This window comes from Pseudomonas sp. GW456-12-1-14-TSB6 (assembly GCF_059424205.1).
In genome coordinates, this window is record NZ_JBWKZE010000004.1 from 59150 (window position 1) to 80892 (window position 21743).

The 21743-nt window shown below is 62.6% G+C and carries 17 protein-coding genes and 1 tRNA gene; 14 read left to right on the forward strand and 4 right to left on the reverse strand.

Going from position 1 to position 21743, the window contains the following annotated elements:
- Positions 1 to 18: 18 nt before the first annotated feature.
- The 6 genes from AC07Y2_RS04850 (at position 19) to pgaD (ending at position 8993) form a co-directional block, all read left to right on the forward strand.
- On the forward strand, positions 19 to 654 hold the full coding sequence (locus AC07Y2_RS04850) for a hypothetical protein (RefSeq protein WP_011331886.1): 636 nt from the start codon (positions 19 to 21) through the stop codon (positions 652 to 654).
- A gap of 199 nt (positions 655 to 853) precedes the next feature.
- Entirely contained in the window at positions 854 to 2359 is a 1506-nt protein-coding gene (locus AC07Y2_RS04855; RefSeq protein ID WP_039773001.1) for a YdgA family protein, read from the forward strand.
- Positions 2360 to 2615: 256 nt separating this feature from the next.
- A complete protein-coding gene (pgaA, locus tag AC07Y2_RS04860) occupies positions 2616 to 5096 on the forward strand; it encodes a poly-beta-1,6 N-acetyl-D-glucosamine export porin PgaA (protein WP_103385538.1) in 2481 nt (826 codons plus the stop codon).
- Between the two features lie 12 nt (positions 5097 to 5108).
- Positions 5109 to 7106: a poly-beta-1,6-N-acetyl-D-glucosamine N-deacetylase PgaB gene (pgaB, locus tag AC07Y2_RS04865; RefSeq protein WP_103385539.1), complete on the forward strand. Its 1998-nt coding sequence runs from the start codon at positions 5109 to 5111 to the stop codon at positions 7104 to 7106.
- Between the two features lies 1 nt (position 7107).
- A complete protein-coding gene (pgaC, locus tag AC07Y2_RS04870; RefSeq protein ID WP_064592607.1) occupies positions 7108 to 8463 on the forward strand; it encodes a poly-beta-1,6-N-acetyl-D-glucosamine synthase in 1356 nt (451 codons plus the stop codon).
- Positions 8460 to 8993: a poly-beta-1,6-N-acetyl-D-glucosamine biosynthesis protein PgaD gene (gene pgaD, locus AC07Y2_RS04875; protein ID WP_039772993.1), complete on the forward strand. Its 534-nt coding sequence runs from the start codon at positions 8460 to 8462 to the stop codon at positions 8991 to 8993. Before pgaC ends, pgaD begins: the two co-directional genes overlap by 4 nt.
- On the opposite strand, the gene AC07Y2_RS04880 is transcribed toward pgaD, so the two are convergent.
- Complete coding sequence (locus AC07Y2_RS04880; protein WP_103385540.1) at positions 8986 to 10515, reverse strand: FAD-dependent oxidoreductase; 1530 nt, start codon at positions 10513 to 10515, stop codon at positions 8986 to 8988. The two genes, pgaD and AC07Y2_RS04880, sit on opposite strands and share 8 nt — an antisense overlap.
- Positions 10516 to 10654: 139 nt before the next feature.
- Between AC07Y2_RS04880 and AC07Y2_RS04885 the strand changes: the two genes are divergently transcribed.
- From AC07Y2_RS04885 to AC07Y2_RS04905, 5 genes are all read left to right on the forward strand, one after another.
- On the forward strand, positions 10655 to 11215 hold the full coding sequence (locus AC07Y2_RS04885; protein ID WP_039772989.1) for a YbhB/YbcL family Raf kinase inhibitor-like protein: 561 nt from the start codon (positions 10655 to 10657) through the stop codon (positions 11213 to 11215).
- Between the two features lie 88 nt (positions 11216 to 11303).
- The gene (locus tag AC07Y2_RS04890) at positions 11304 to 12995 is read left to right on the forward strand and encodes a vWA domain-containing protein (protein WP_103385541.1); all 1692 of its coding nucleotides are present in this window, start codon (positions 11304 to 11306) and stop codon (positions 12993 to 12995) included.
- A 29-nt stretch (positions 12996 to 13024) separates the two neighbouring features.
- On the forward strand, positions 13025 to 13606 hold the full coding sequence (locus tag AC07Y2_RS04895) for an RNA polymerase sigma factor (protein ID WP_219736875.1): 582 nt from the start codon (positions 13025 to 13027) through the stop codon (positions 13604 to 13606).
- Complete coding sequence (locus tag AC07Y2_RS04900; protein WP_103385543.1) at positions 13603 to 14205, forward strand: hypothetical protein; 603 nt, start codon at positions 13603 to 13605, stop codon at positions 14203 to 14205. Before AC07Y2_RS04895 ends, AC07Y2_RS04900 begins: the two co-directional genes overlap by 4 nt.
- Positions 14206 to 14225: 20 nt before the next feature.
- The gene (locus tag AC07Y2_RS04905) at positions 14226 to 14495 is read left to right on the forward strand and encodes a hypothetical protein (RefSeq protein WP_219736870.1); all 270 of its coding nucleotides are present in this window, start codon (positions 14226 to 14228) and stop codon (positions 14493 to 14495) included.
- 65 nt (positions 14496 to 14560) lie between these two features.
- Here AC07Y2_RS04905 and AC07Y2_RS04910 read toward each other — a convergent pair.
- Positions 14561 to 14637 (reverse strand) — tRNA-Arg (locus tag AC07Y2_RS04910).
- A gap of 443 nt (positions 14638 to 15080) precedes the next feature.
- Here AC07Y2_RS04910 and gabD point away from each other — a divergent pair.
- The 3 genes from gabD (at position 15081) to AC07Y2_RS04925 (ending at position 19340) form a co-directional block, all read left to right on the forward strand.
- Entirely contained in the window at positions 15081 to 16523 is a 1443-nt protein-coding gene (gene gabD / locus AC07Y2_RS04915; protein ID WP_103385544.1) for an NADP-dependent succinate-semialdehyde dehydrogenase, read from the forward strand.
- Positions 16524 to 16709: 186 nt separating this feature from the next.
- Positions 16710 to 17987: a 4-aminobutyrate--2-oxoglutarate transaminase gene (gene gabT, locus AC07Y2_RS04920; RefSeq protein ID WP_007957613.1), complete on the forward strand. Its 1278-nt coding sequence runs from the start codon at positions 16710 to 16712 to the stop codon at positions 17985 to 17987.
- Between the two features lie 141 nt (positions 17988 to 18128).
- Positions 18129 to 19340, forward strand: coding sequence for a response regulator (locus AC07Y2_RS04925; RefSeq protein WP_085667633.1), 1212 nt, complete (start codon positions 18129 to 18131; stop codon positions 19338 to 19340).
- Between the two features lie 27 nt (positions 19341 to 19367).
- Here the strand turns inward: AC07Y2_RS04925 and AC07Y2_RS04930 are convergent, their stop codons facing one another.
- Positions 19368 to 20357, reverse strand: coding sequence for a GGDEF domain-containing protein (locus AC07Y2_RS04930; protein WP_039772980.1), 990 nt, complete (start codon positions 20355 to 20357; stop codon positions 19368 to 19370).
- Positions 20358 to 20503: 146 nt separating this feature from the next.
- The gene (desA, locus tag AC07Y2_RS04935; protein ID WP_039772978.1) at positions 20504 to 21688 is read right to left on the reverse strand and encodes a delta-9 fatty acid desaturase DesA; all 1185 of its coding nucleotides are present in this window, start codon (positions 21686 to 21688) and stop codon (positions 20504 to 20506) included.
- Positions 21689 to 21743 lie beyond the last annotated feature (55 nt).

Below are 21743 nucleotides of genomic sequence, written 5' to 3' on the forward strand. Positions count from 1 at the left end.
GTCTAGGGGAAACCAATAATGAAAAACCCTTACGCTCTTGGCTTCTGGTGCGCCCTGGTAGCCCTGGTGCTGCTGTCGGCCACCTACTTCTACGGCATCATGCTGGCCCACCAGATCGACAAGGCAATGGTCTTTCTCGACAGCACCGTGGCGCTGATCGCGGTCATGGCGATCGTGGTCGTGGCGTCGGCGCTGGTGCAGACCCAGCGACTCAAAAAACGCCAGCTTGAGCAAAGCAAGACGCTGCTGCTGATCTGGGACACCAAAGTCGCGCTGCGCAAAGTCGAAACCGTATTCGACCGCTACTTCTGGGGAGGCTACTGGCAGCCGGGGCGTACATTCGCCGAAGTCATGGGCGAGCTCACCGGCACGCCGCTGGAAAAAAGCCTCGAAGCCCTGAAAAAACAATGTCTGGCCCTCGACCGGCAAGTCGCCGGCGACGGCTGGCACTGGCTCAACAACGCCCGCGAACTGTCGGACGTCGCCACGGCCATGGCCCGCGAGCGTTATCAACTGGATTTCTGCGACCCGCGCAGCGACGGGCCGGGTGGAGCGGTGATCGACCGGGATTTCGAAGTGCTGGTGTACACCTGGACCGCGAGGCTGAAAAGCTTCGACCATCAGCTGGACGAGATCGAGGTTCAATACTCCTGAGCCCGAAAAGATCGCCGAACCCGGCGATCTTTTTGTTTGTCCATGTCTTGTCGACACTCTTTAACCTTTAAACATTGGGCTGCCAGGCGCGCCCGGTGCTAATCTCCACCGCTAAATTCAGCGGAGTCGCGCCACGGCCCGGTCACGGGTTCAGGGAAGACGACCACACTTTCAGCCACGGAAATCGATCAGGTCATTCATGAATAAATCAGCAGGCGTGCTTCTCGGAATTGTTGTGGCCATTGGCGCCATCAGCGTAGGCGGGGCCTGGTACACCGGCACCAAAATCGAAGGCGTGTTGAACAATGCCGTCGCCAATGCCAACAGCGAGTTGCAGACCGCCATGGCCGGCTCCAACGGCAGTGCGTCGCTGGAACTGGTGTCGCTGGAGCGCAACACCTTCAGCAGCACCGCGCACTATCGCCTCAAGGGCGAGGGTGAAATGTTCGGCGAAGCGCCGGTCGAGCTGCTGTTCGTCGACCGCATCGAACATGGCCCGCTGCCGTTCTCGCGTCTGGTTTCGCTGAAATGGCTGCCGGTCATGGCCACCAGTCACTTTGAGCTGGAAAAGACCCCGATCACCGAAAAATGGTTTGCCGCCACCAAGGGCGCGGCGCCGCTCAAAGGTGTGGTCAACATCGGCTACGACCAGTCCACCACCGGCAACCTCGAACTGCTGCCACTGGAAGCTGCGCTGGATGACAAGTCGAACCTGAAGTTTTCCGGCTTGAACATGGATATTTCCGCCAGCGCCCAGGCCCAGAAAGTCAAGGCCGACGGCTACATGGACAGCCTGCGCCTGACCACGGTCGCCGAAGACCAGACGCCGGTGCAGATCGAACTCAATGGCCTGACCCTGGCCAGCAACCTCGCCAAGAGCACCTACGGCTACTACACCGGCGAGAACACCCTGGAGCTGACCAGCAGCAAGACCACCTTCGGCGCCAAGCAGTCGGTGCTGGGCGTGAAGAACTTCGAGATGAAGAACCGCACTGAAGAGAACGGCAGCAACGCCTCCGGTCGTGCCGACTACAAAGTCGCTGAGGTGACCCTCAACGACAAGAAGATCGGTTCGGCCAATCTGGCCATGAGCCTGAAAAACCTCGACATACCGTCGGCGATGTCGCTGATGCAGATCTACCAGACCAAGCTGCAGCCTTACGAAAAAGCCGCTGCCGAAGCCACCGCCGCCGGCCTGCCGGCACCGGAGCTGAACCTGACCGAGGCCGAGTCGACCCAGGTCAAGGCCGACCTGCAGAAACTGCTGGCGGCTGGGCCGCAACTGGCGCTGGAAGACCTGTCGCTGAAAACCGCCAACGGCGAAAGCCGGGCGAATCTGGTGCTTGATCTGACCAAGCCTGCATCGATGGACCTGCCACCGGATCAACTGGGCAAACAGTTGATCGCGCTGCTGGACATCAATGTGTTGGTGTCCAAGCCGATGCTGGTCGATCTGCTCAGCGTGCAGGCGCAAATCGATGGCCAGACCGATGCCAAGGCCATCGTCGACCAGGCCAGCGCTGGCGCTGACATGTTCGCCGGCATGGCCGTTGGTTCGCAGTTGGCGACACTGGATGGCACCAACGTTGTCACCAAGCTGCATTACGCCGCCAATCAGGTTGAATTCAACGGCCAGAAGATGACCGTCGAGCAGTTCGTGGGCTTCCTGATGAGCAAGTTCGGCAGTATCGAACAGCCTCAGTAAACGCCCCGCGCTTCACCGAAACGCCCGGCCTCTGCACCCGCAGACGCCGGGCGTTTTGCTGTCTGGCATCCGGGTCAACGGTCAGCCGGGGCCAGTCATCGTCACGAATCTGAACAATTATTGTGTTCTGAATATTGATCTACGCTTGCGTGCAAGACTGCTTGGATAGCTTGGCCAGGTGATCTACCTGGCCTCCGTTACGAATTGGGCAAGGGGGGGCACTGCTACCCGGCTGGCCATGTAAGGATGCTGACGAATGCCGCGTATTGATGGTCCTGTATTACATCGTGGTTTACGCCCTTTGTTTCGAGTCGCGCTGTGCAGCCAGTTGCTCTGGCCGGCGTTCGCGTTCGCCGCCACGGCCTACGATCAAATGGTGCTCGACGCCCGGGCCGGGCATTACACGCCCGCGCTGACCGTTTTGCGTCAGGTGCCGCCGGCCCAGGCCACCACCGGCCAGGTCAGCGATCACCTGCAAATCGCCGGTTGGGCCGGGCTCGACGCCGAAGTGGTGCAGGTCTACGAGACCCAGGGTCGTGGCCGCGTGCTGCCGATCCAGGCACTGACCGCCACCGCCCGGGCCTATCGCAACCTCAAGCGCTGGGATCAGGCGATCCAGGTCTACAACAAGGCCCTGACGCTGGAGCCGGACAACGCCGACCTGCAACTCGGTCTGGCGCTGACCCAGGCCGACTCCGGCAAGCCCGACGAAGGGGTGATCCGCGCCCGTTCGCTGGTCGCCGCCAAACCCGATGATCCCTCCCGCCGACTGGCGCTGGGCTACGCCCTGAATCGCGCCGGCAAGCCGTACGACGCGCTGTTCGAATACGACCAGGCCTTCATGCGCGCCGGCAATAAACCGGAGGTCGCCCGCGAATACGTGGTCGCCCTGCAAAAGGCGCGTCTGCCGGAACCGGCGCTGCGGCTTGCCAGGCAGCGTCCGGGGTTGATCGATCCCGTCACCTTGCGTCGCCTGGAAGGTGATCTGGCCGCCGAACGCGTGCGCCTCGCCGAACTGGCCACCCGCAGCGAAAAAGAACGCTACGTGATCGCCGACCGCGCCCTGGCCGACTACGACCAGCTCCTCGCCACCTGGACTCCGGACGCCACTGCTCACGACGACGTGACCCGCTGGCGCATCGACCGCATGGGCGCACTCAAGGCCCGGGCGCGCACCGCCGAAGTCATCAGCGAATATCAAAAGCTGCAAGCCGAAGGCGTGAAGATCCCGACCTACGCCCTGCGCTGGGTGGCGGCGTCCTATCTGGATCAGCGCCAGCCGGAAATCGCCACCGATCTCTACCGTCAGGTGCTGGCGGCGCCGGACGCCGATGTCGGCGACCGACTCGAAGACACCACGGCTCTGTATTACGCGCTGCTGGAAAGCGACCGCGCCGAAGAGGCGCGCAAAGTCGCTGAAGATCAGGCCAGGGCGCAGAAGCCGCGCGTCGAACTCAAGGGCCTGCCGATCGGCAACCCCAACGACGAATGGATGGACGCCCAGCAACTGGCGGCACAGGCCGGCACTTACGGCTCCGACCTGCCTCACGGCGAAGAGCGCTTGCAGACCCTGGTGGACCAGGCGCCGGGCAACATCGGCCTGCGCCTGGCCCAGGCCGACCTGTACCTGGCTCGCAATTGGCCGCGCCGCGCGGAAAACCAGCTCAAGGAAACCGAGAGCATCGCGCCGCGCGACATGGGCCTGGAAGTCGCGCAGGCCCGCACCGCCATGGACTTGCAGGAATGGCGGCAGATGGATGCGCTGACCGATGACGTGGTGGCGCGTTTTCCCGACAACCGTCAGGTCCAGCGTCTGGCCCGTGAACGTGAAGTGCACGACATGTCCGAGCTGCGCGTCGAGGCCTATGGCGGCAAGGCCAACGGTGGCAGCGGTGGCGATGCCGGCGCGGTCACCGGCAGCCGGGATTTCGGCATCCAGACCACCCTCTACAGCCCGCCGATCGATGAAGACTGGCGAGTGTTCGCCGGGGCCGGATACGCCACCGGCGATTTTGCCGAAGGCACCGGCCACCACCGCTTCCAGCGTGTCGGCCTGGAGCGTCGCACCCGCGACATGACCCTCGAAGCCGAAGTATCGAATCATTCCTACGGTTTCGGCGACAAGCAGGGCGCGCGTCTGGCGATTGCCCGGGATATCAACGATCACTGGCAATACGGCGGCAGCCTTGAATACCTCTCGGCCGAAACCCCGCTGCGGGCATTGAACAGCGACATCAAGGCCAACGGCGGCAGCGGTTTCATCCGCTGGCGCGCCAATGAGAGCCGTGAGTGGCGGCTGGCGGTCAGCCCGTCGCACTTCAGTGACGGCAACAACCGCGTCGAAGCCTTGCTGACCGGCAAAGAGGGCGTCTACAGCGCGCCGAACCTGCAAGTCGATGCGGGCCTGGAAGTGGGCACCAGCCACAACTCCAAGTCCGATGACGTGCCGTACTTCAACCCGAAGTCGGACTTCAGCGTCATGCCGCTGCTCAACGTCAATCACGTGCTGTACCACCGCTACGAAACCGCCTGGAGCCAGCAGTTCCAGGCCGGAGCGGGCACTTACAGCCAGCGTGATCACGGCACCGGCGGCATGGCATTGCTCGGTTACGGCCAGCGCTACGCCTGGAACGACGTGTTCGAGGTGGGCGGTTTGTTCAGCGTGATCAACCGGCCCTACGACGGTGACCGGGAAACCGATCTGCGTCTGCTCGTCGACCTCACTTTCCGCTTCTAGAAGAGTTTGAAGATGCCTTTGATTTCGCGTTTCTTCCTTCTGCTGGGAGTGCTGCTGGTCAGCGCCTGCGCCCAGCAAGCCCCGGCCTTCGTGCCGCCGTCCGAGCGACCGCTGGCAGCCAATGAAAAGCCCTGGCCGAAAAACCACGTGCTGGGCATTGCCTACCATGACGTCGAAGATCGTGACCCCGATCAGGCGGTGGTGGCGGTGCGCACCGAGCGCCTGCTTGAGCAACTCGCCTGGCTGCGGGAAAACAACTACAAACCGGTGACGGTCGACCAGATCATGGCCGCGCGCAAAGGCGGGCCGGAACTGCCGCCCAAGGCGATCCTGCTCAGCTTCGACGACGGTTACTCAAGCTTCTACACCCGCGTGTTGCCGGTGTTGCGCGCCTACAACTGGCATGCGCTGCTGGCGCCGGTCGGCACCTGGATCGACACGCCGCTGAACCAGCCGGTGGATTTCGCCGGTACACCGCGTGCGCGCTCCGACTTCCTGACCTGGGCTCAGGTGCGGGAAATCTCGCAATCGGGTCTGGTGGAAATCGCCGCTCACACCGATGCCAATCACAAAGGCATTCTCGCCAACCCGCAAGGCAACCTGCAGCCGGCGGCCGCGACCCGCCGCTACGATCCGGTGAGCAAGCGCTACGAATCCGAGGCCGATTTCCAGGCGCGGATCCGCGCTGACGTGCAGGCGATCTCGGAGAAGATCCGCAAGAACACCGGTAAAAAACCGCGCATCTGGGTCTGGCCTTATGGCACGGCGGACGGCACGTCGCTGACCGTGGTCAGCGAAGAAGGCTATGAAATGGCCCTGACCCTCGATGACGGCCTCGATGCCCTCGACAACCTGATGAGCGGGCCGCGTTTCCTGGTGGCTTCCGACCCTGACGGCGAGCACTTCGCCAATAGCGTGGTCGGCGTGCAATCGGATTTCACCATGCGCGTGGTCCACGTCGATCTGGACAACGTCTACGACCCGGACCCGGCGCAGCAGGAAATCAACCTCGGCAAACTGATCCAGCGCATGGCTGACATGGGCGCCAACACTGTGTTCCTGCAAGCCTTCGCCGATCCGAAGGGCGATGGGCTGGTGCATTCGTTGTACTTCCCCAACCGTCATCTGCCGATGCGCGCCGACCTGTTCGACCGCGTCGCCTGGCAACTGCGTACCCGGGCTCACGTGAAGGTTTTCGCGTGGATGCCGGTGCTGAGTTTCGAGCTGGATTCGAAGCTGCCACGGGTGACGCGCTGGGATCCGAAGACCGGCGCGACCGCGGTCGACCCGGATCAATACAAACGCCTGTCGCCGTTCGATCCCGAAGTGCGGCGGATCATCGGCGAGATCTACGAAGACGTGGCACGCCTGACTTCGGTCGACGGCATTCTTTACCACGACGACGCGGTGCTTTCGGACTTCGAAGACGCCGGCCCTCAGGCGCTGGAGGCTTATGTCGCGAACGGCTTGCCGGGCTCGATCGCCGCTCTGCGTGACGATCCGGCCGAGATGCAGCGCTGGACGCGCTTCAAGAGCCGCTACCTGATCGACTTCACCAACGAACTGACCGCCAAGGTGCGCGCGATTCGTGGCCCGCAAGTGCTCACCGCGCGCAACATCTTCGCCGAGCCGGTGCTCAACCCGCACAGCGAAGCGTGGTTCGCGCAGAACCTCGACGACTTCCTCGGGACTTACGACTGGACGGCGCCGATGGCCATGCCGCTCATGGAAAAACAGACGTATGCGCAGTCCGGCCCGTGGCTCGAAGAATTGGTGGCGAAGATCAAACAGCGCCCCGGTGCGCTGAATCGCACGGTGTTCGAATTGCAGGCCCGGGACTGGACGAAAAAGGACCAGACCGACATCGACGGCGCGCAACTGGCCGACTGGATGAGCCGCCTCAAGCGTCAGGGCGCCACCAGTTTCGGCTACTACCCGGACAACTTTCTCGAGAACCTGCCGGACCTGAAAACCGTGCGGCCTGCGCTCTCCAACAAATGGAACCCATGACATGCTGGATAGACTGCTGGCCCTGCTTGTTCTGGCGATCGTCCTCGGCGTCCCGCTGGGGCTGATCTTTCTGGTCACCGGGCAATTCCTGATGGACTTCGTGTTCTTCTACCCGCTGTTCATGTCCGGGTTGTGGATTTCCGGCGGCCTGTATTTCTGGCTGCACTGGGAGCGGCACTGGCCGTGGAAGGACGACACCCTGCCGCCACCGCTGGAAGGCGAACCGCTGATTTCGATCCTGATCCCTTGCTACAACGAGGGCGACAACGCCGCCGACACCATCCACGCGGCGCTGGCGCAGCACTACCCGAACATCGAAGTCATCGCGATCAACGACGGCTCCAAGGACAACACCGCGCAAGTGCTGGATGCACTGGCTAAGGAAGATCCACGGCTGCGCGTGCTGCACCTGGCGGAAAACCAGGGCAAGGCCGTGGCCCTGCGCATGGGCGCCATCGCTGCGCGCAGCGAATACTTGGTGTGCATCGACGGTGACGCGCTGCTGGCGCCGAACACCGCCGCTTACCTTGTGGCGCCGATGCTCGACAACGCACGACTGGGTGCGGTGACCGGCAACCCACGGATCCGCACACGTTCGACCCTGGTCGGGCGGGTTCAGGTCGGCGAGTTCTCGTCGATCATCGGGCTGATCAAGCGCACCCAGCGGGTGTTCGGGCGGATCTTTACGGTGTCGGGTGTGATCGTCGCGTTCCGCCGCACGGCGCTGAACCGGGTTGGCTACTGGAGCCCGGACATGATCACCGAAGACATCGACATCAGCTGGAAGCTGCAACTGGATCACTGGAGCATTTTCTACGAGCCCCGTGCCCTGTGCTGGATCCTGATGCCGGAAACCCTGCGCGGTCTGTGGAAGCAGCGCCTGCGTTGGGCCCAGGGCGGCGCCGAGGTGCTGTTCAAGAACATTCGCGGGATCTGGCAATACCGTCACCGTTACCTGTGGCCGCTGCTGTTCGAATACTGCCTGTCGACCGGTTGGGCGTTCACCTTCCTGTTGTCGGTGATCTTCTGGGCCGTCGGCAAGTTCGTGGTCATGCCTGAAGCGATTGCGGTCGATCACCTGATGCCCCCGGCGTTCACCGGTCTGCTGCTGGCGTTTGTCTGCCTGGTGCAGTTCGCGGTCAGCATCATCATTGACCGTCGTTACGAGCCGGGCCTGGGCAAGACCATGTTCTGGGTGGTCTGGTATCCGATTGCGTTCTGGTTCGTCAGCCTGCTGACCACGCTGGTCAGTTTCCCCAAAGTCTTGTTCGGCCAACACCAGAAGCGTGCGCGCTGGGTCAGTCCCGACCGGGGTATCAAGCCGCTCGGGGACGATGAAGAGGAGGTTATCAAATGAAAATCATCCGAACCCGCCAACGGCCGTTTCTGGTGGTGGTCGATGCGTTCTTCACCGTGCTGGCCTGGATCGGCCTGCTGTATCTGCTGGCGCGCGGTCTATGGCCGCTGATCGAGACCCACGAAGGCGGGCCGCGCATCGACAATTCGGCGTTCGAAGCCCTTGGCACCTTGCAGATTTACCTGTGGGTGGCGCTGGTCAACGCGGTGATCCTGATCGGCTGGGCGCGCTATCAGCAACGCAAGAGCCGAAGCTTCGCCCAGCGCCGCCTGCCGTCCCCGGTGGTCGACGATGAAGGGCTGAGCCGCAGCTTCAAATTGTGCGACGAGCGCTTTCAGAAACTGCGCGGGCCGGGCGTGATGACCATCCACAACGATCAGGACGGCGACGTCAGCCAAGTGGTGCCGCATCTGTGGCCGGTTCAGCCGCAAGAGCTGCCACCACCGCTGGCGCCACTCGAGCATCCTCGGGTGATATTTCTGCACGCCGAGGACGACGACAACCGCGAGCCGCTGAACCGGATCACCTGACGGCGCGAATCAGCCGCCAGGCTTCATCCATCGGCAGCGGCTGTTTCATGCGTTCGGCGAGCAGGGCCATCGCTCGTTCCTCTTCGCAGGCCACCGCCGCCACCACCACGCCCTTGCTCCCGAACAGCCCGATAAATGGCGGCTGTTCGGGTTCGCCGATGAATTCCACTGCGTCCCACTGCTCGGCGTGACCGAGATAGTCGTAGTTGCGGCCGAAATGCCAGGTCCAGAAATACGGCACGTCGAGGTAATGCTCGTCGCCACCGAGCAGGTTGGCGGCGGCGATCCGCGCGTGCTGCTGGGCCAGGCGCCAGTGTTCGATGCGTTGTGGTTTGCCGTTCAACGGGAAGGTGGCGATATCGCCAATCGCCCACAGGTCGTCAGCCACGCGCAGGCCGGCATCGACCAACAGTGATTGATCGTCCTCGCGCGGCAGGTCGCCGAAGGCTTCGGTGGCCGGATGTACGCCGATTCCCGCCAACACCAGATCCGCCGACAGGCGCAGGCCGTTGTCGAGCAACACCGCCTCGACCTTGCCGTCCCCAGTGATCTCCCTGGCTTCGTGATCAGTGATGAATTTGACGCCGTGTTCTTCATGCAGCGCCCGGATCGCCTTGCCGACGGCTTCACCGAATTGCGCCGCGAAGGGAATCGCGTGACGGGCCAGCACCGTCACCTCGAGACCGTGTTGGCGCAAGGCTGAAGCACATTCAAGGGCAATGAAGCTGTCACCAATGATCACCGCGCGCTGGCCCGGTTGGGCGGCGTCCATGATGGATTGCGCCTGGGTTCTTGAGCGCAGGACAAACACCTGGGGCAGGTCGGCGCCGGGTAACTCCAATGCGTTGGGCGTCGCGCCGGTGGCCAGCACCGCCGCGCTGTAATGCAGTGTGCGGCCATCGCTCAGGTGAAGGGTTTTGGTATCGGCATCGAGCCCGGTGACCTCGCCTGAAACCCGGTTGATGTGCTGTTCGTGGTAAAAATCGTCATCGCGCAGCGGCGGGGTTTCCGCTGACGGCATTTCCCCGGACAGCACGAATTTGCTCAGCACCGTGCGGTCGTAGCCGGCGTCCGGCTCGCGGTCGATCAGCACGATTCGCCCGCCGAAGCCTTTTTCCCGCAGGGCGGCGGCGCAGGCCGTTCCCCCGGCACCGGCGCCGACGATCACAAAGGTGCGCGGATCGTCCTGCGGCGGGGTGTGCGGATCCGGCAGCGGCTGGTCATCGACCCACACCTCGTCGCCGCGCAGTTCCAGCGGATAGCGCTTGAGGCTGTCCAGCGCCGGAGGCTCGCACAACGCGCCATCTTCGGCGCGAAAGGCTGCCTTGTGCCACGGGCAGATCAGCCGGCCGTGGCACAACGCACCTTCCGCCAGCGGCGCGCCGGCGTGCGGGCATTGCCCCTGAAAGGCGCGCAACTGGCCGGCGGCGCGCAGCAGGACGATCTTGCAGTCGCCGATCTGCACCTCCAGCCCACGGTCTTCAGGCACATCGGCGAAACGGGCGACACGGTGCAGGGTCATGGTCGTGCTCCTCACAGGCATTTCTCTTACGAGTTTGGGCCGCATTGCGAGGTTCAGCCATTTGCCACTGCCACGGCACGAACGGTACGGCTATAGTTTGCAGGCCGACGAAGGCCCAACTGCACAAGGTGCTCCCGGAATGACCCGATTGACCTCTCTCAACCCTTGGCTGGCGGCCGTTGCCGTCGCCCTTTGCGTGCAGTTTCCGGCGCAGGCCCAGGAGCGTTTCACCCTCAGCATTCCCGGCGTGTCGGATAACCGCCTGTTCACCTCGGCGGCGGCCAGCGATGCGGCCGGCTGCGGCGGCAAGAACCAGTCGCCGGCCCTGAGCTGGAATGCCGGCCCGGCCGGAACCCTGAGCTACGCCATCGTCATGCACGATCCGGACGGCCAGAAAGGCTCGGGCGTCGATCACTGGATTCACTACGGCATCAAGGCCACGACCCGGCAGATTCCGGCGGGTGTCGGAGCCAAATCGGCCCTTGAAGGTGTCGGTGGCACCAACAGCAAAGGCACCACCAGCTACATCGGCCCGTGCCCGCCGGTGGGCGACAGCGCGCACCATTACATCATCCAGATCTATGCCCTGGATCTGGCCCCGGACGCCTTGCCTGCCGGCCTGACCCGCGCCCAGTTGATGGAAAAAATCAAAGGCCACGTGCTGCGCAACAGCAGTGCGGTGCGGCGCTATCACCGCTGAAAAAAATTTCGGCGAGGTTTAACCCGAACGCAAAGGGCTGCCCGTCTCAGGGGATGAATGGATCAATTCTTCCCCGAGGTCAGCCCCCATGTCCCTTCCTTCGACGCTTCTGCGCCCCCTTGCTGCCAGTGTGTTGCTGGTGGTTGCCGGTTGCGGCGTTTCCTCCAGCCCGGAAACCACCGTCGCGCCGCCTCCGGCGCAGACCGAACTGAAATCTTCCGTGCAACCTGAAGCGGTGATGGCCGATAGCGCGATGGCCAAGCGCAGTGCACTGGCGGCGCCGATCGCCAGTTTTGCACCGATGCCGGCCAGTGAAAGTTATCCACAAGGCTATCGTGACGAACAACGCGAGCAGTACGCCAAGCTGGCCGACAACCCGATCCACAGCGTCGCCGAAACTCCGGTCTCGACCTTTAGCGCCGATGTCGACACTGGCGCCTACGCCAATGTGCGGCGGCTGCTCAATCAGGGTCGACTGCCGCCGGAAGGCGCGGTGCGGCTGGAAGAGATGGTCAATTACTTTCCCTACGACTACGCACTGCCGAGCGATGGCTCGCCCTTCGGCGTGACCACCGAACTGGCTGCCTCACCGTGGAACCCGCACACCCGCTTGCTGCGCATCGGCATCAAGGCCTCCGATCGCGCGGTGGCGGAACTGGCCCCGGCCAATCTGGTATTTCTGGTGGATGTGTCCGGCTCGATGGACCGCCCTGAAGGCTTGCCGCGGGTCAAAAGCACCCTGAAGTTGCTGGTCGATCAATTGCGCGAGCAGGATCGGGTTTCGCTGGTGGTGTATGCCGGCGAATCCAGAGTGGTGCTGGAGCCGACTTCCGGACGGGAAAAGGCGAAAATTCGCACAGCCATCGAACAGTTGACCGCCGGTGGCTCGACCGCTGGCGCTTCAGGTATCGAGTTGGCTTATCAGATGGCGCAGCAGGCGTTCATCCCCAACGGCATCAACCGCATCCTGTTGGCCACCGACGGCGACTTCAACGTCGGCATCAGCGACTTCGACAGCCTGAAACAAATGGCTGTGGATAAACGCAAGACCGGGATTTCCCTGACTACCCTGGGTTTCGGTGTGGATAACTACAATGAACACCTGATGGAACAACTGGCCGATGCCGGTGACGGCAACTACGCCTACATCGACAACCTGCGAGAAGCGCGCAAGGTGCTGGTGGATCAACTCGGTTCGACCCTCGCCGTGGTGGCGAAAAACGTCAAGTTGCAGGTTGAGTTCAATCCGGCGCAGGTCAGCGAATACCGGCTGCTCGGTTACGAAAACCGCGCACTGAAGCGTGAGGATTTCAGCAACGACAAGGTCGATGCCGGTGAAATCGGTGCAGGCCATACGGTGACGGCGTTGTATGAAATTGTCCCGACAGGCGAGCAGGGCTGGCTGGAGCCGCTGCGTTACGGAAAAACCGACGCGGTTGTTTCCGAGAAGAAAGGAGAATTGGCCATGCTGCGCGTGCGATATCAAAGGCCTGAGGGTGGGAAAAGTCTGCTGATCGAGCGGCCGATTGCCAGTCAGGTGGCGCCGGCCAGTGAGGATCTGCGTTTCGCCGCCGCCGTCGCCGCGTTTTCCCAGCAACTCAAGGACGGCCGCTACACCGGCGAATTCAGCCTCAAGGACACCGAAGCCCTGGCCCGAGGTGCACGCGGCGATGACCGCTTCGGCCTGCGCAACGAGTTCGTGCAGTTGGTGGAGCTGGCGCAGAGCTTGCGCACGTCCACGGCCTCCAACGCAATGTCCACCGAGCGACGGATTGAATAGTGAGCCGCCTTAAAGGCTTTATCACACAGCTGTTTACCTCCGCCGACAGCCTTGAGGCCAGCAGCGACGAATCGCTGCTGGCCCGGTATCGCGAGGGTGACGGCAAGGCGTTCGAGATCCTGTACGCTCGTCATCGGCAGAGTCTTTACCGGTTTCTGCTCGGTTTGAGCGGCAAACCGGAACTGGCCGACGAGGTTTTCCAGGAGACTTGGCTGAGCCTGATCCGCAGTGCCAGTCAGCCACAAGGCCGGGCGACCTTTCGTACATGGTTGTTCCAGATTGCCCGCAATCGCCTGATCGACCACTGGCGCAAACACGGCGCCCGGCAACCGCTGCATGACAGCTATGACGAGCAATTCCACGCCGTCAGCGACGACGCCTCCGATCCCGAACAATTGCTCAACCTCAGCCGCGACAGCCAGCGCCTGGAGAGCGCCCTGCAATCCTTGCCCGCCGACCAGCGCGAAGTGTTCCTGCTGCGCGCCCATGGCGACCTCGACCTGGCGCAAATCGCCAGCCTCACCGAAACACCGCTGGAAACCGTCAAGAGCCGCTTGCGCTACGCCCAGCAAAAACTGCGTCGGCTGCTGGCCGAGGAGGTACTGACATGACGGATACCCGCCTGACACCCGAAGAGCAAGTGCTCAAGCATGTGCGCGAACAGCACAACGCCGAGCCGCCGGCGCATCTCGATGCGCTGATCCTAAACGCCGCCCACCGTGAAACCCCGGCGCCAAGGCAGAGCCTGTGGCAACGCTGGCTCAAGGCCTGCCAGACACCGCGCTACCAGGTGGTTTTCGCCAGCCTGGTCGGCATCGCGCTGATGCTGTCGCTGGTGCAGCGCGCGCCGGAGCCCGCCGCTCAATACGATTTCGCCCCCGCCGCGAAACCGGCCGCGCCCGTGGCCCGCCAGGAGGCCCGATCGTTGTCGGCCCCCGCTGGCGGGCTTTCCGCGCCAGCTCCCGCGCCGATGGCGGAAATGGCCGCGCCGATGCAGAGCGAATCGATCAGCGCCGACACGGCGGACGAAGCCAAGGTCAGTAAGCGCGCCGCCGCCCCAGTCAACGGTCTCGACGCGCAACTGCGCGAGGTCCTGCGCCTGCGCGAGTCCGGCCAGTCGCAAGCGGCCGACAGCCTGTTCAACAACCTGCACAAGCGCTACCCGAACGTGAATCTCGACCTGCGACTGGAAAAAATCCGCAAGAACTGACCGTATCAGCCATCCGCCATTTGGCATTGACCCGCAAAAACGCGCACTATCGGGTCATTGCCGATGCGCTGGAGGATGCCGTGGCCCAAAAAATCGACCGCATCGCCCAAATGCTCAACTGCCCGGTGAAGGGTGAGGAACTGCGGCGGGCAGTGACGGAGAGTCGCAAGGAGTTTCTTCTGGCCAAGCAGGCCGAAGAGGATCTGGAGGAAGACGTTCTCGATGATGACTTGATCGAGGACGATGAAGACGATGATGAATACGACGAGTTTGACTGGACGACGGAGTGAGTCGCCAGCCAGCAGGCACAAAAAAGCCCCGGACCTTGCAGTCCGGGGCTTTTTCGTTTTGTTCATGGCGCACCAGGCGGGATTCGAACCCACGACCCCTGCCTTCGGAGGGCAGTACTCTATCCAGCTGAGCTACTGGTGCAGCGGGCGACATCATACCTAGGTCGGCTCGGGGCGTCCATGCCGGGTTTTGGCGTGGATTGTCAGTGCAAGTGTCGGTTGGAAAACCCTGCATTCCATAAAGCTGTAACGTCCTGCAAAAGGCTCGCTTGGCGCTTTGGGGAGGCTGTTCTATGGTTTCCCTGCGATCGGGGCTGTTGGTACGTTGATCTGAAATGTTCAGCAATTGCGGCGTTTTTGTTCTTTTTTTCGAACGCCCTATTGTCCTCCAACCCCTTTGAACCTAGGATTCGTTTGAGATTTCAAACGCTCCTTATCCAGGTGCTGAGCCGCACGCGTTTTGAGTCGTGCGCTATTTTTGTGCCAGCCCGGTGAATGATTTCCCTGACGGCAGCCTTGCGAGGCGCCTTTCTACAATCATAATTTTGCTCCGCGCCTTGCGCGGTGCTGTTAAGGAAAGCCGACATGCAGCTTAAAGACACCCAGTTGTTCCGCCAGCAAGCCTTCATCGATGGCGCATGGGTCGACGCGGACAACGGTCAGACGATCAAGGTCAACAACCCGGCCACTGGCGAGATTCTGGGCACCGTGCCGAAGATGGGCGCTGCCGAAACCCGCCGCGCCATCGAAGCCGCCGACAAGGCGCTTCCGGCCTGGCGTGCACTGACCGCCAAGGAGCGTGCAGGCAAACTGCGTCGCTGGTTCGAACTGATGATCGAGAACCAGGATGACCTCGCTCGCCTGATGACCCTCGAACAAGGCAAACCACTGGCCGAAGCCAAGGGCGAAATCGTTTACGCCGCTTCGTTCATCGAGTGGTTCGCCGAAGAAGCCAAGCGCATTTACGGCGACGTGATTCCGGGCCACCAGCCGGACAAGCGCCTGATCGTGATCAAACAACCGATCGGCGTGACCGCTGCCATCACCCCGTGGAACTTCCCGGCGGCGATGATCACCCGTAAGGCAGGTCCTGCGCTGGCCGCCGGTTGCACCATGGTGCTCAAGCCGGCTTCGCAAACGCCGTTCTCCGCATTCGCTCTGGCCGAACTGGCCCAGCGCGCCGGCATCCCTAAAGGTGTGTTCAGCGTGGTCTCCGGCAGCGCCGGCGATATCGGCAGCGAGCTGACCAGCAACCCGATCGTGCGCAAACTGTCCTTCACCGGCTCGACCGAAATCGGTCGTCAGCTGATGTCGGAATGCGCCAAGGACATCAAGAAAGTCTCCCTGGAACTGGGCGGCAACGCGCCGTTCATCGTGTTCGACGACGCGGACCTGGATAAGGCCGTCGAAGGCGCGATCATTTCCAAGTACCGCAACAACGGCCAGACCTGCGTCTGCGCCAACCGTCTGTACATTCAGGATTCGGTCTACGACGCGTTCGCCGAGAAGCTGAAAGTGGCAGTCGCCAAGCTGAAGATCGGCAACGGTCTGGACGACGGCACCACCACCGGCCCGCTGATCGACGAGAAAGCCGTGGCCAAGGTGCAAGAGCACATTGCTGACGCCGTGAGCAAAGGTGCAACCGTTCTGGCCGGCGGCAAGCCGATGGAAGGCAACTTCTTCGAGCCGACCATCCTGACCAACGTGCCGAAAGACGCGGCGGTGGCCAAGGAAGAAACCTTCGGTCCGCTGGCGCCGCTGTTCCGCTTCAAAGACGAAGCCGAAGTGATCGCGATGTCGAACGACACCGAGTTCGGTCTGGCTTCGTACTTCTACGCTCGCGACCTGGGCCGTGTGTTCCGTGTGGCTGAAGCCCTGGAATACGGCATGGTCGGCGTCAACACCGGGCTGATCTCCAACGAAGTCGCGCCGTTCGGCGGCATCAAGGCCTCGGGCCTGGGCCGTGAAGGCTCCAAGTACGGCATCGAAGATTACCTGGAAATCAAATACCTCTGCCTGGGCATCTAAGCCTCGGTAGAAGATCGCTGTAAACGCAAAGGGCACGAGAGCGCTGTCCCTTTGCGTCGTTTCAAACCGGAATTTTCTCTGCGGCCGGGAACGCCGTGGCAGTCGATCATCGCATGCTGCCACCGCCGATTCCTCCCGCTTTATCCTTGAACCACGCCGCCCGATGAGCGGCGAATGAGGACTGCAATGAGCAAGACTAACGCTGAACTGATGGCCCGTCGTACCGCAGCTGTTCCACGTGGTGTTGGCCAGATTCACCCGATCTTCGCCGAGTCCGCGAAGAACGCGACCGTGACCGACGTTGAAGGTCGTGAATTCATCGACTTCGCCGGCGGTATCGCTGTACTGAACACCGGCCACGTGCACCCGAAAATCATCGCCGCCGTGACCGAGCAGCTGAACAAGCTGACCCACACCTGCTTCCAGGTGCTGGCTTACGAGCCGTACGTCGAGCTGTGCGAGAAAATCAACGCTCGCGTACCGGGCGACTTCGCCAAGAAAACCCTGCTGGTGACCACTGGTTCCGAAGCCGTTGAAAACGCCGTGAAGATCGCCCGTGCTGCCACTGGCCGCGCTGGCGTGATCGCCTTCACCGGCGCTTACCACGGTCGCACCATGATGACCCTGGGCCTGACCGGTAAAGTCGTGCCTTACTCGGCCGGCATGGGCCTGATGCCAGGCGGCATCTTCCGCGCGCTGTACCCGAACGAACTGCACGGCGTGAGCATCGACGACTCGATCGCTTCCATCGAGCGCATCTTCAAGAACGACGCCGAGCCGAAAGACATCGCCGCGATCATCATCGAGCCTGTGCAGGGTGAAGGTGGTTTCTACGTCGCACCGAAAGAGTTCATGAAGCGTCTGCGCGCCCTGTGCGACCAGCACGGCATCCTGCTGATCGCTGACGAAGTGCAGACCGGCGCTGGCCGTACCGGCACGTTCTTCGCCATGGAACAGATGGGCGTTGCTGCCGACCTGACCACTTTCGCCAAATCCATCGCTGGCGGCTTCCCGCTGGCCGGTGTCTGCGGCAAGGCCGAATACATGGACGCCATCGCGCCAGGCGGCCTGGGCGGCACCTACGCCGGTAGCCCGATCGCTTGCGCCGCGGCCCTGGCCGTGATGGAAGTGTTCGAAGAAGAAAAACTGCTGGACCGCTGCAAGGCTGTCGGCGAGCGTCTGGTCACCGGCCTGAAAGCCATCCAGGCCAAGTACCCGGTGATCGGCGAAGTCCGTGCCCTGGGCGCCATGATCGCGGTCGAGCTGTTCGAAAACGGCGACAGCCACAAGCCAAACCCGACCGCCGTTGCTGCTGTCGTGGCCAAGGCGCGTGACAAGGGCCTGATCCTGCTGTCCTGCGGCACCTACGGCAACGTGCTGCGCGTCCTGGTACCGCTGACCTCGCCGGACGAGCAACTGGACAAAGGCCTGGCGATCATCGAAGAGTGCTTCTCGGAGCTGTAATCCGCAGCACCGTGTGATCGGATCGACAAAAAACCCGCTTCGGCGGGTTTTTTCATGCCGGGAGAAACACCTGCGCGGTTTTCGGGTTGTACCGAAACGCCAGCATTGGCTAAGGTTCAAGCATTGCAAGGGAGGGCGAGCATGACGGCCGTCGATTTACCCGCTGTACCAAGAGTCCTGATTGCCGAGGCCGACCCGTGGTCTCGTGACCTGCTCAAACAAGTGTTGCTGAATGTGCGTTGCGACGCGCGGCTGGATCTGTGCGCCGATGGCCAGGAGGCAATGACGCTGCTCAGCGAAGTGCCCTATGACCTGGCGATCGTCGACTGGGAGTTGCCCGGCGTCGATGGCTTGAACGTGTTGCGCAGCGTGCGCCAGCGCAAACGCAACCCGCCGCTGCCGTTCATTCTGATGAGCAGTCGCAACGACAGCGCCAGCGTGCGCGAAGCCTTGCCGCTGGCGCCGACTGCCTACCTGGCCAAACCCCTGAACATGGATAGCCTGACCGAGCGTTTGCAGGGGCTGCTGCTGAACGCCGGTGAGGAAGTGTTCTGCGAAGTACCGGCGCTGGCGCCGGGCATGACCCTCTCGGTATTCCTCGAACGTCGCCGCGAGCAGGCCGACGGCGCGCCGCTGATGACCGACGTGCAGGTGGCGGTCAAGCGCAGCCTCAATCCCAACGGGCTGGATCTGAAGCTGCTGGAAGAGGAAATTCGCACCGACCCGCAGATCACCGCCGTGTTGATTGCCGCCGCCAACAGCGCCGCCCAGCACCATGGCGCGCCAGTGCAGACCCTGGCGCAGGCGCTGCATCGTCTGGGCACCGGGCAAAGCATGAACCTGATCCTTGGCCTGGCACTCAAGCGCAGCGCCCGGCTCAGCGACCCGTGTCTGGCCGACTACGCCGAGCGCTATTGGGGCCTGTCGCTGCACACCGCCGAGTACGCCCGCACGCTGGCGCGGCTGCTCGATCTGGATCAGGAGCGCTGCTATTGCGCCGGGATGCTCCACCGCCTCGGTGATCTGGCGTTGTTGCGTTGTCTGCAGGAGTGGAAGCAGGCCGGCGGCGAGCTGGATGAGCTGGAGGAAGTCGGCGATGCGCTGGCCGAATTCGGTGCGGCGTATGGCTCGGCGCTGCGCACTCGCTGGCGTTTGCCGCTGGAACTGCGCGAGCTGATTGCCTCGGTCTACCAGCTCGGTGGCGGGGTGTATTCCCGCGAGGCACTGGTGATGAACATGGCGGCGCAGATGGCGCGGCTGACCGAGCATGAAGGCGTTGAGGAACTGGCAAAGAGCCGCACGGCGCGCTTGCTCAAAATCGGCTTGCCGGAGCTGATGCGGATGCGCAAATAGCGGCTTGATTGCGCATCCGCTCTTGAATCAGGCGGAAATGATCCGGTTCTTGCCCTGCCGTTTGGCCTCGTACATCGCCGCGTCTGCGCGGGCGAACAGGGTGTCGAGGCTTTCGTCATCCGGGGTGAGGCTGGTCAGGCCCTGGCTGACGGTGATACCGAACGTCTGTTCACCGTGATTGAAACTCAGCCGCTGGATTTCCCGTTGCAGCCGTTCGGCCACCTGCATCGCCATGTCCGGCGCACAGCCCGGGAAAACCGCAGCGAATTCCTCACCGCCAATCCGCCCGAACAGGTCTCCCCGGCGCAATGATGCTCGCCCGCATTCGGCGATCCGTTGCAGCACGTTGTCGCCCTCCGGGTGGCCGTAGGTGTCGTTGATCACTTTGAAGTCATCGATGTCCAGCAGCAGGAACGCCATTTGCGCGCCTTGCAGGCGGGCTTGTTCAAATTCCCGGTGGGCGCATTCGAAGAAGTGCCGGCGATTGCTGCTCTGGGTCAGCACGTCGGTGGTGGCCAGGCGTTGCAGTTCGGTTTCCATCTGCTTCTTGTCGGTGATGTCTTCGGCGATGCCGACGATGATCACCGGTTGCCCCGGTTCGTCCTGACGATTGATGAAGCACTTGTCGCTGACCCAGCGAACCTGGCCGTCGGCGGCGATGATCCGGTATTCGCGGTCTTCCACGGCGCCTTTGTGCAGCACTTCGGCGAGGCTGCGTTCGGCGTATTCCAGATCATCCGGGTAGATGCTGTCGCGCCACTGGTTGTAGTCGGCCAGCAACAGGCCCGCGGAACGACCGAAGATCCGCTCGTAAGCGGGGCTGACGTACAACACCTGACGGGTTTCCCAGTTGAAGGCCCAAAGCACGGCGTTGACGCTGACCAGCAGCGAACTGAACAGCTGCTCGCGTTCGCTGAGCCGGGCGACTTCGCCCTGGGCGTGCATCAATGCCATCAGGGTTTGCGCGGCCTCGGGCCACTGGGGAGGGGATGAGTCTTTTTGATTGTTGTTGACCATCGACACGAATCTCAAAGGGCGTGCCGATCAATCGACAACGGCCACGGGAAAACCCGCCGGGGGTGGCGAAGTGTCTTTGAGATAGGGGATCGACGGTGAAGTTCCGAAGGGTGCGCACGGGAACCGGGCGCACCGATCAACGGCACTCAGGCGGCGACAGGGCGCAGCGAGTAGGTTTTCAACTGGTCAGCGAATTCGCGCAGGGACTGGATGCCGCTGGCCTCGGCCTCGTGTACCCATTCCTTGATGGCGGCGAGCATGTCGTGGCCATTTGCGCTGGTCTTGACCCAGATCTGCTGCAGGGCCAGACGTTTCTCGTAGATTACCTTCAGCGCCTGGCTGTGCTCGAGCATGTTCTGGATGCGCGCGTGGTGGCGATCTTCCAGCAGGCTGGTTTCCCGCGACAGCAGACGCTTGGCGCGATGGAACTGGTGGCGTACCGAATGATCGACCTTGGCCAGTTCCTGCTTGACCAGCGGGCCGATCACCAGCTTGCGGTACTGGGCCATGATCTGGAAGCGGTTGTTGAGGATCGCCATGGCGGTGTCCATGTCCAGGCTGCCCTTGCCTTCGACGCGGTGGGCGATCGGCGCGACCCGCTGGACCTTGGCCAGACGCAGGAAGCTGAAGACCTGGATCCAGGCCCAGCCGAGGTCGAACTCCCACTTCTTGACCGACAGCTTGGCCGAGTTGGGGTAGGTGTGATGGTTGTTGTGCAGTTCTTCGCCGCCGATCAGGATGCCCCAAGGCACCAGATTGGTCGCCGCGTCGCGGCATTCGAAGTTGCGGTAGCCGACGGCATGGCCCAGACCGTTTACCACACCGGCCGCCCAGACCGGGATCCACATCATCTGGATCGCCCAGATGGTGATGCCGATGGTGCCGAACAGCAGCAGGTCGACGACGGCCATGATCGCCACGCCCAGCAGCCGGTAGCGGCTGTAGAGGTTGCGCTCGATCCAGTCTTCGGGGCAGTTCTTGCCGTAGATGCGCAGGGTTTCCGGGTTCTGCGCTTCTTCGCGGTACAGCTCGGCACCTTTGCGCAGGACGGTGGAAAGACCCTTGACGACCGGGCTGTGCGGGTCGTCTTCGGTTTCGCATTTGGCGTGGTGTTTGCGGTGGATGGCAGTCCACTCACGGGTGTTCTGCGCCGTGGTCAGCCACAGCCAGAAACGGAAGAAATGCTTCAGGCCGGCATTCAGCTCCAGGGAGCGATGGGCCGAGTAGCGGTGCAAGTAGACCGTGACGGCAACGATCGTCACGTGGGTCATCACCAGGGTGACGGCGACCAGCGACCAGGCCGACAAGCCAAGAAAACCTTCGTACCACATAGGCTATAGGGCCCTCGATAAAGAAAAAAACAGCCGTTGCATTATCACCAAGCAC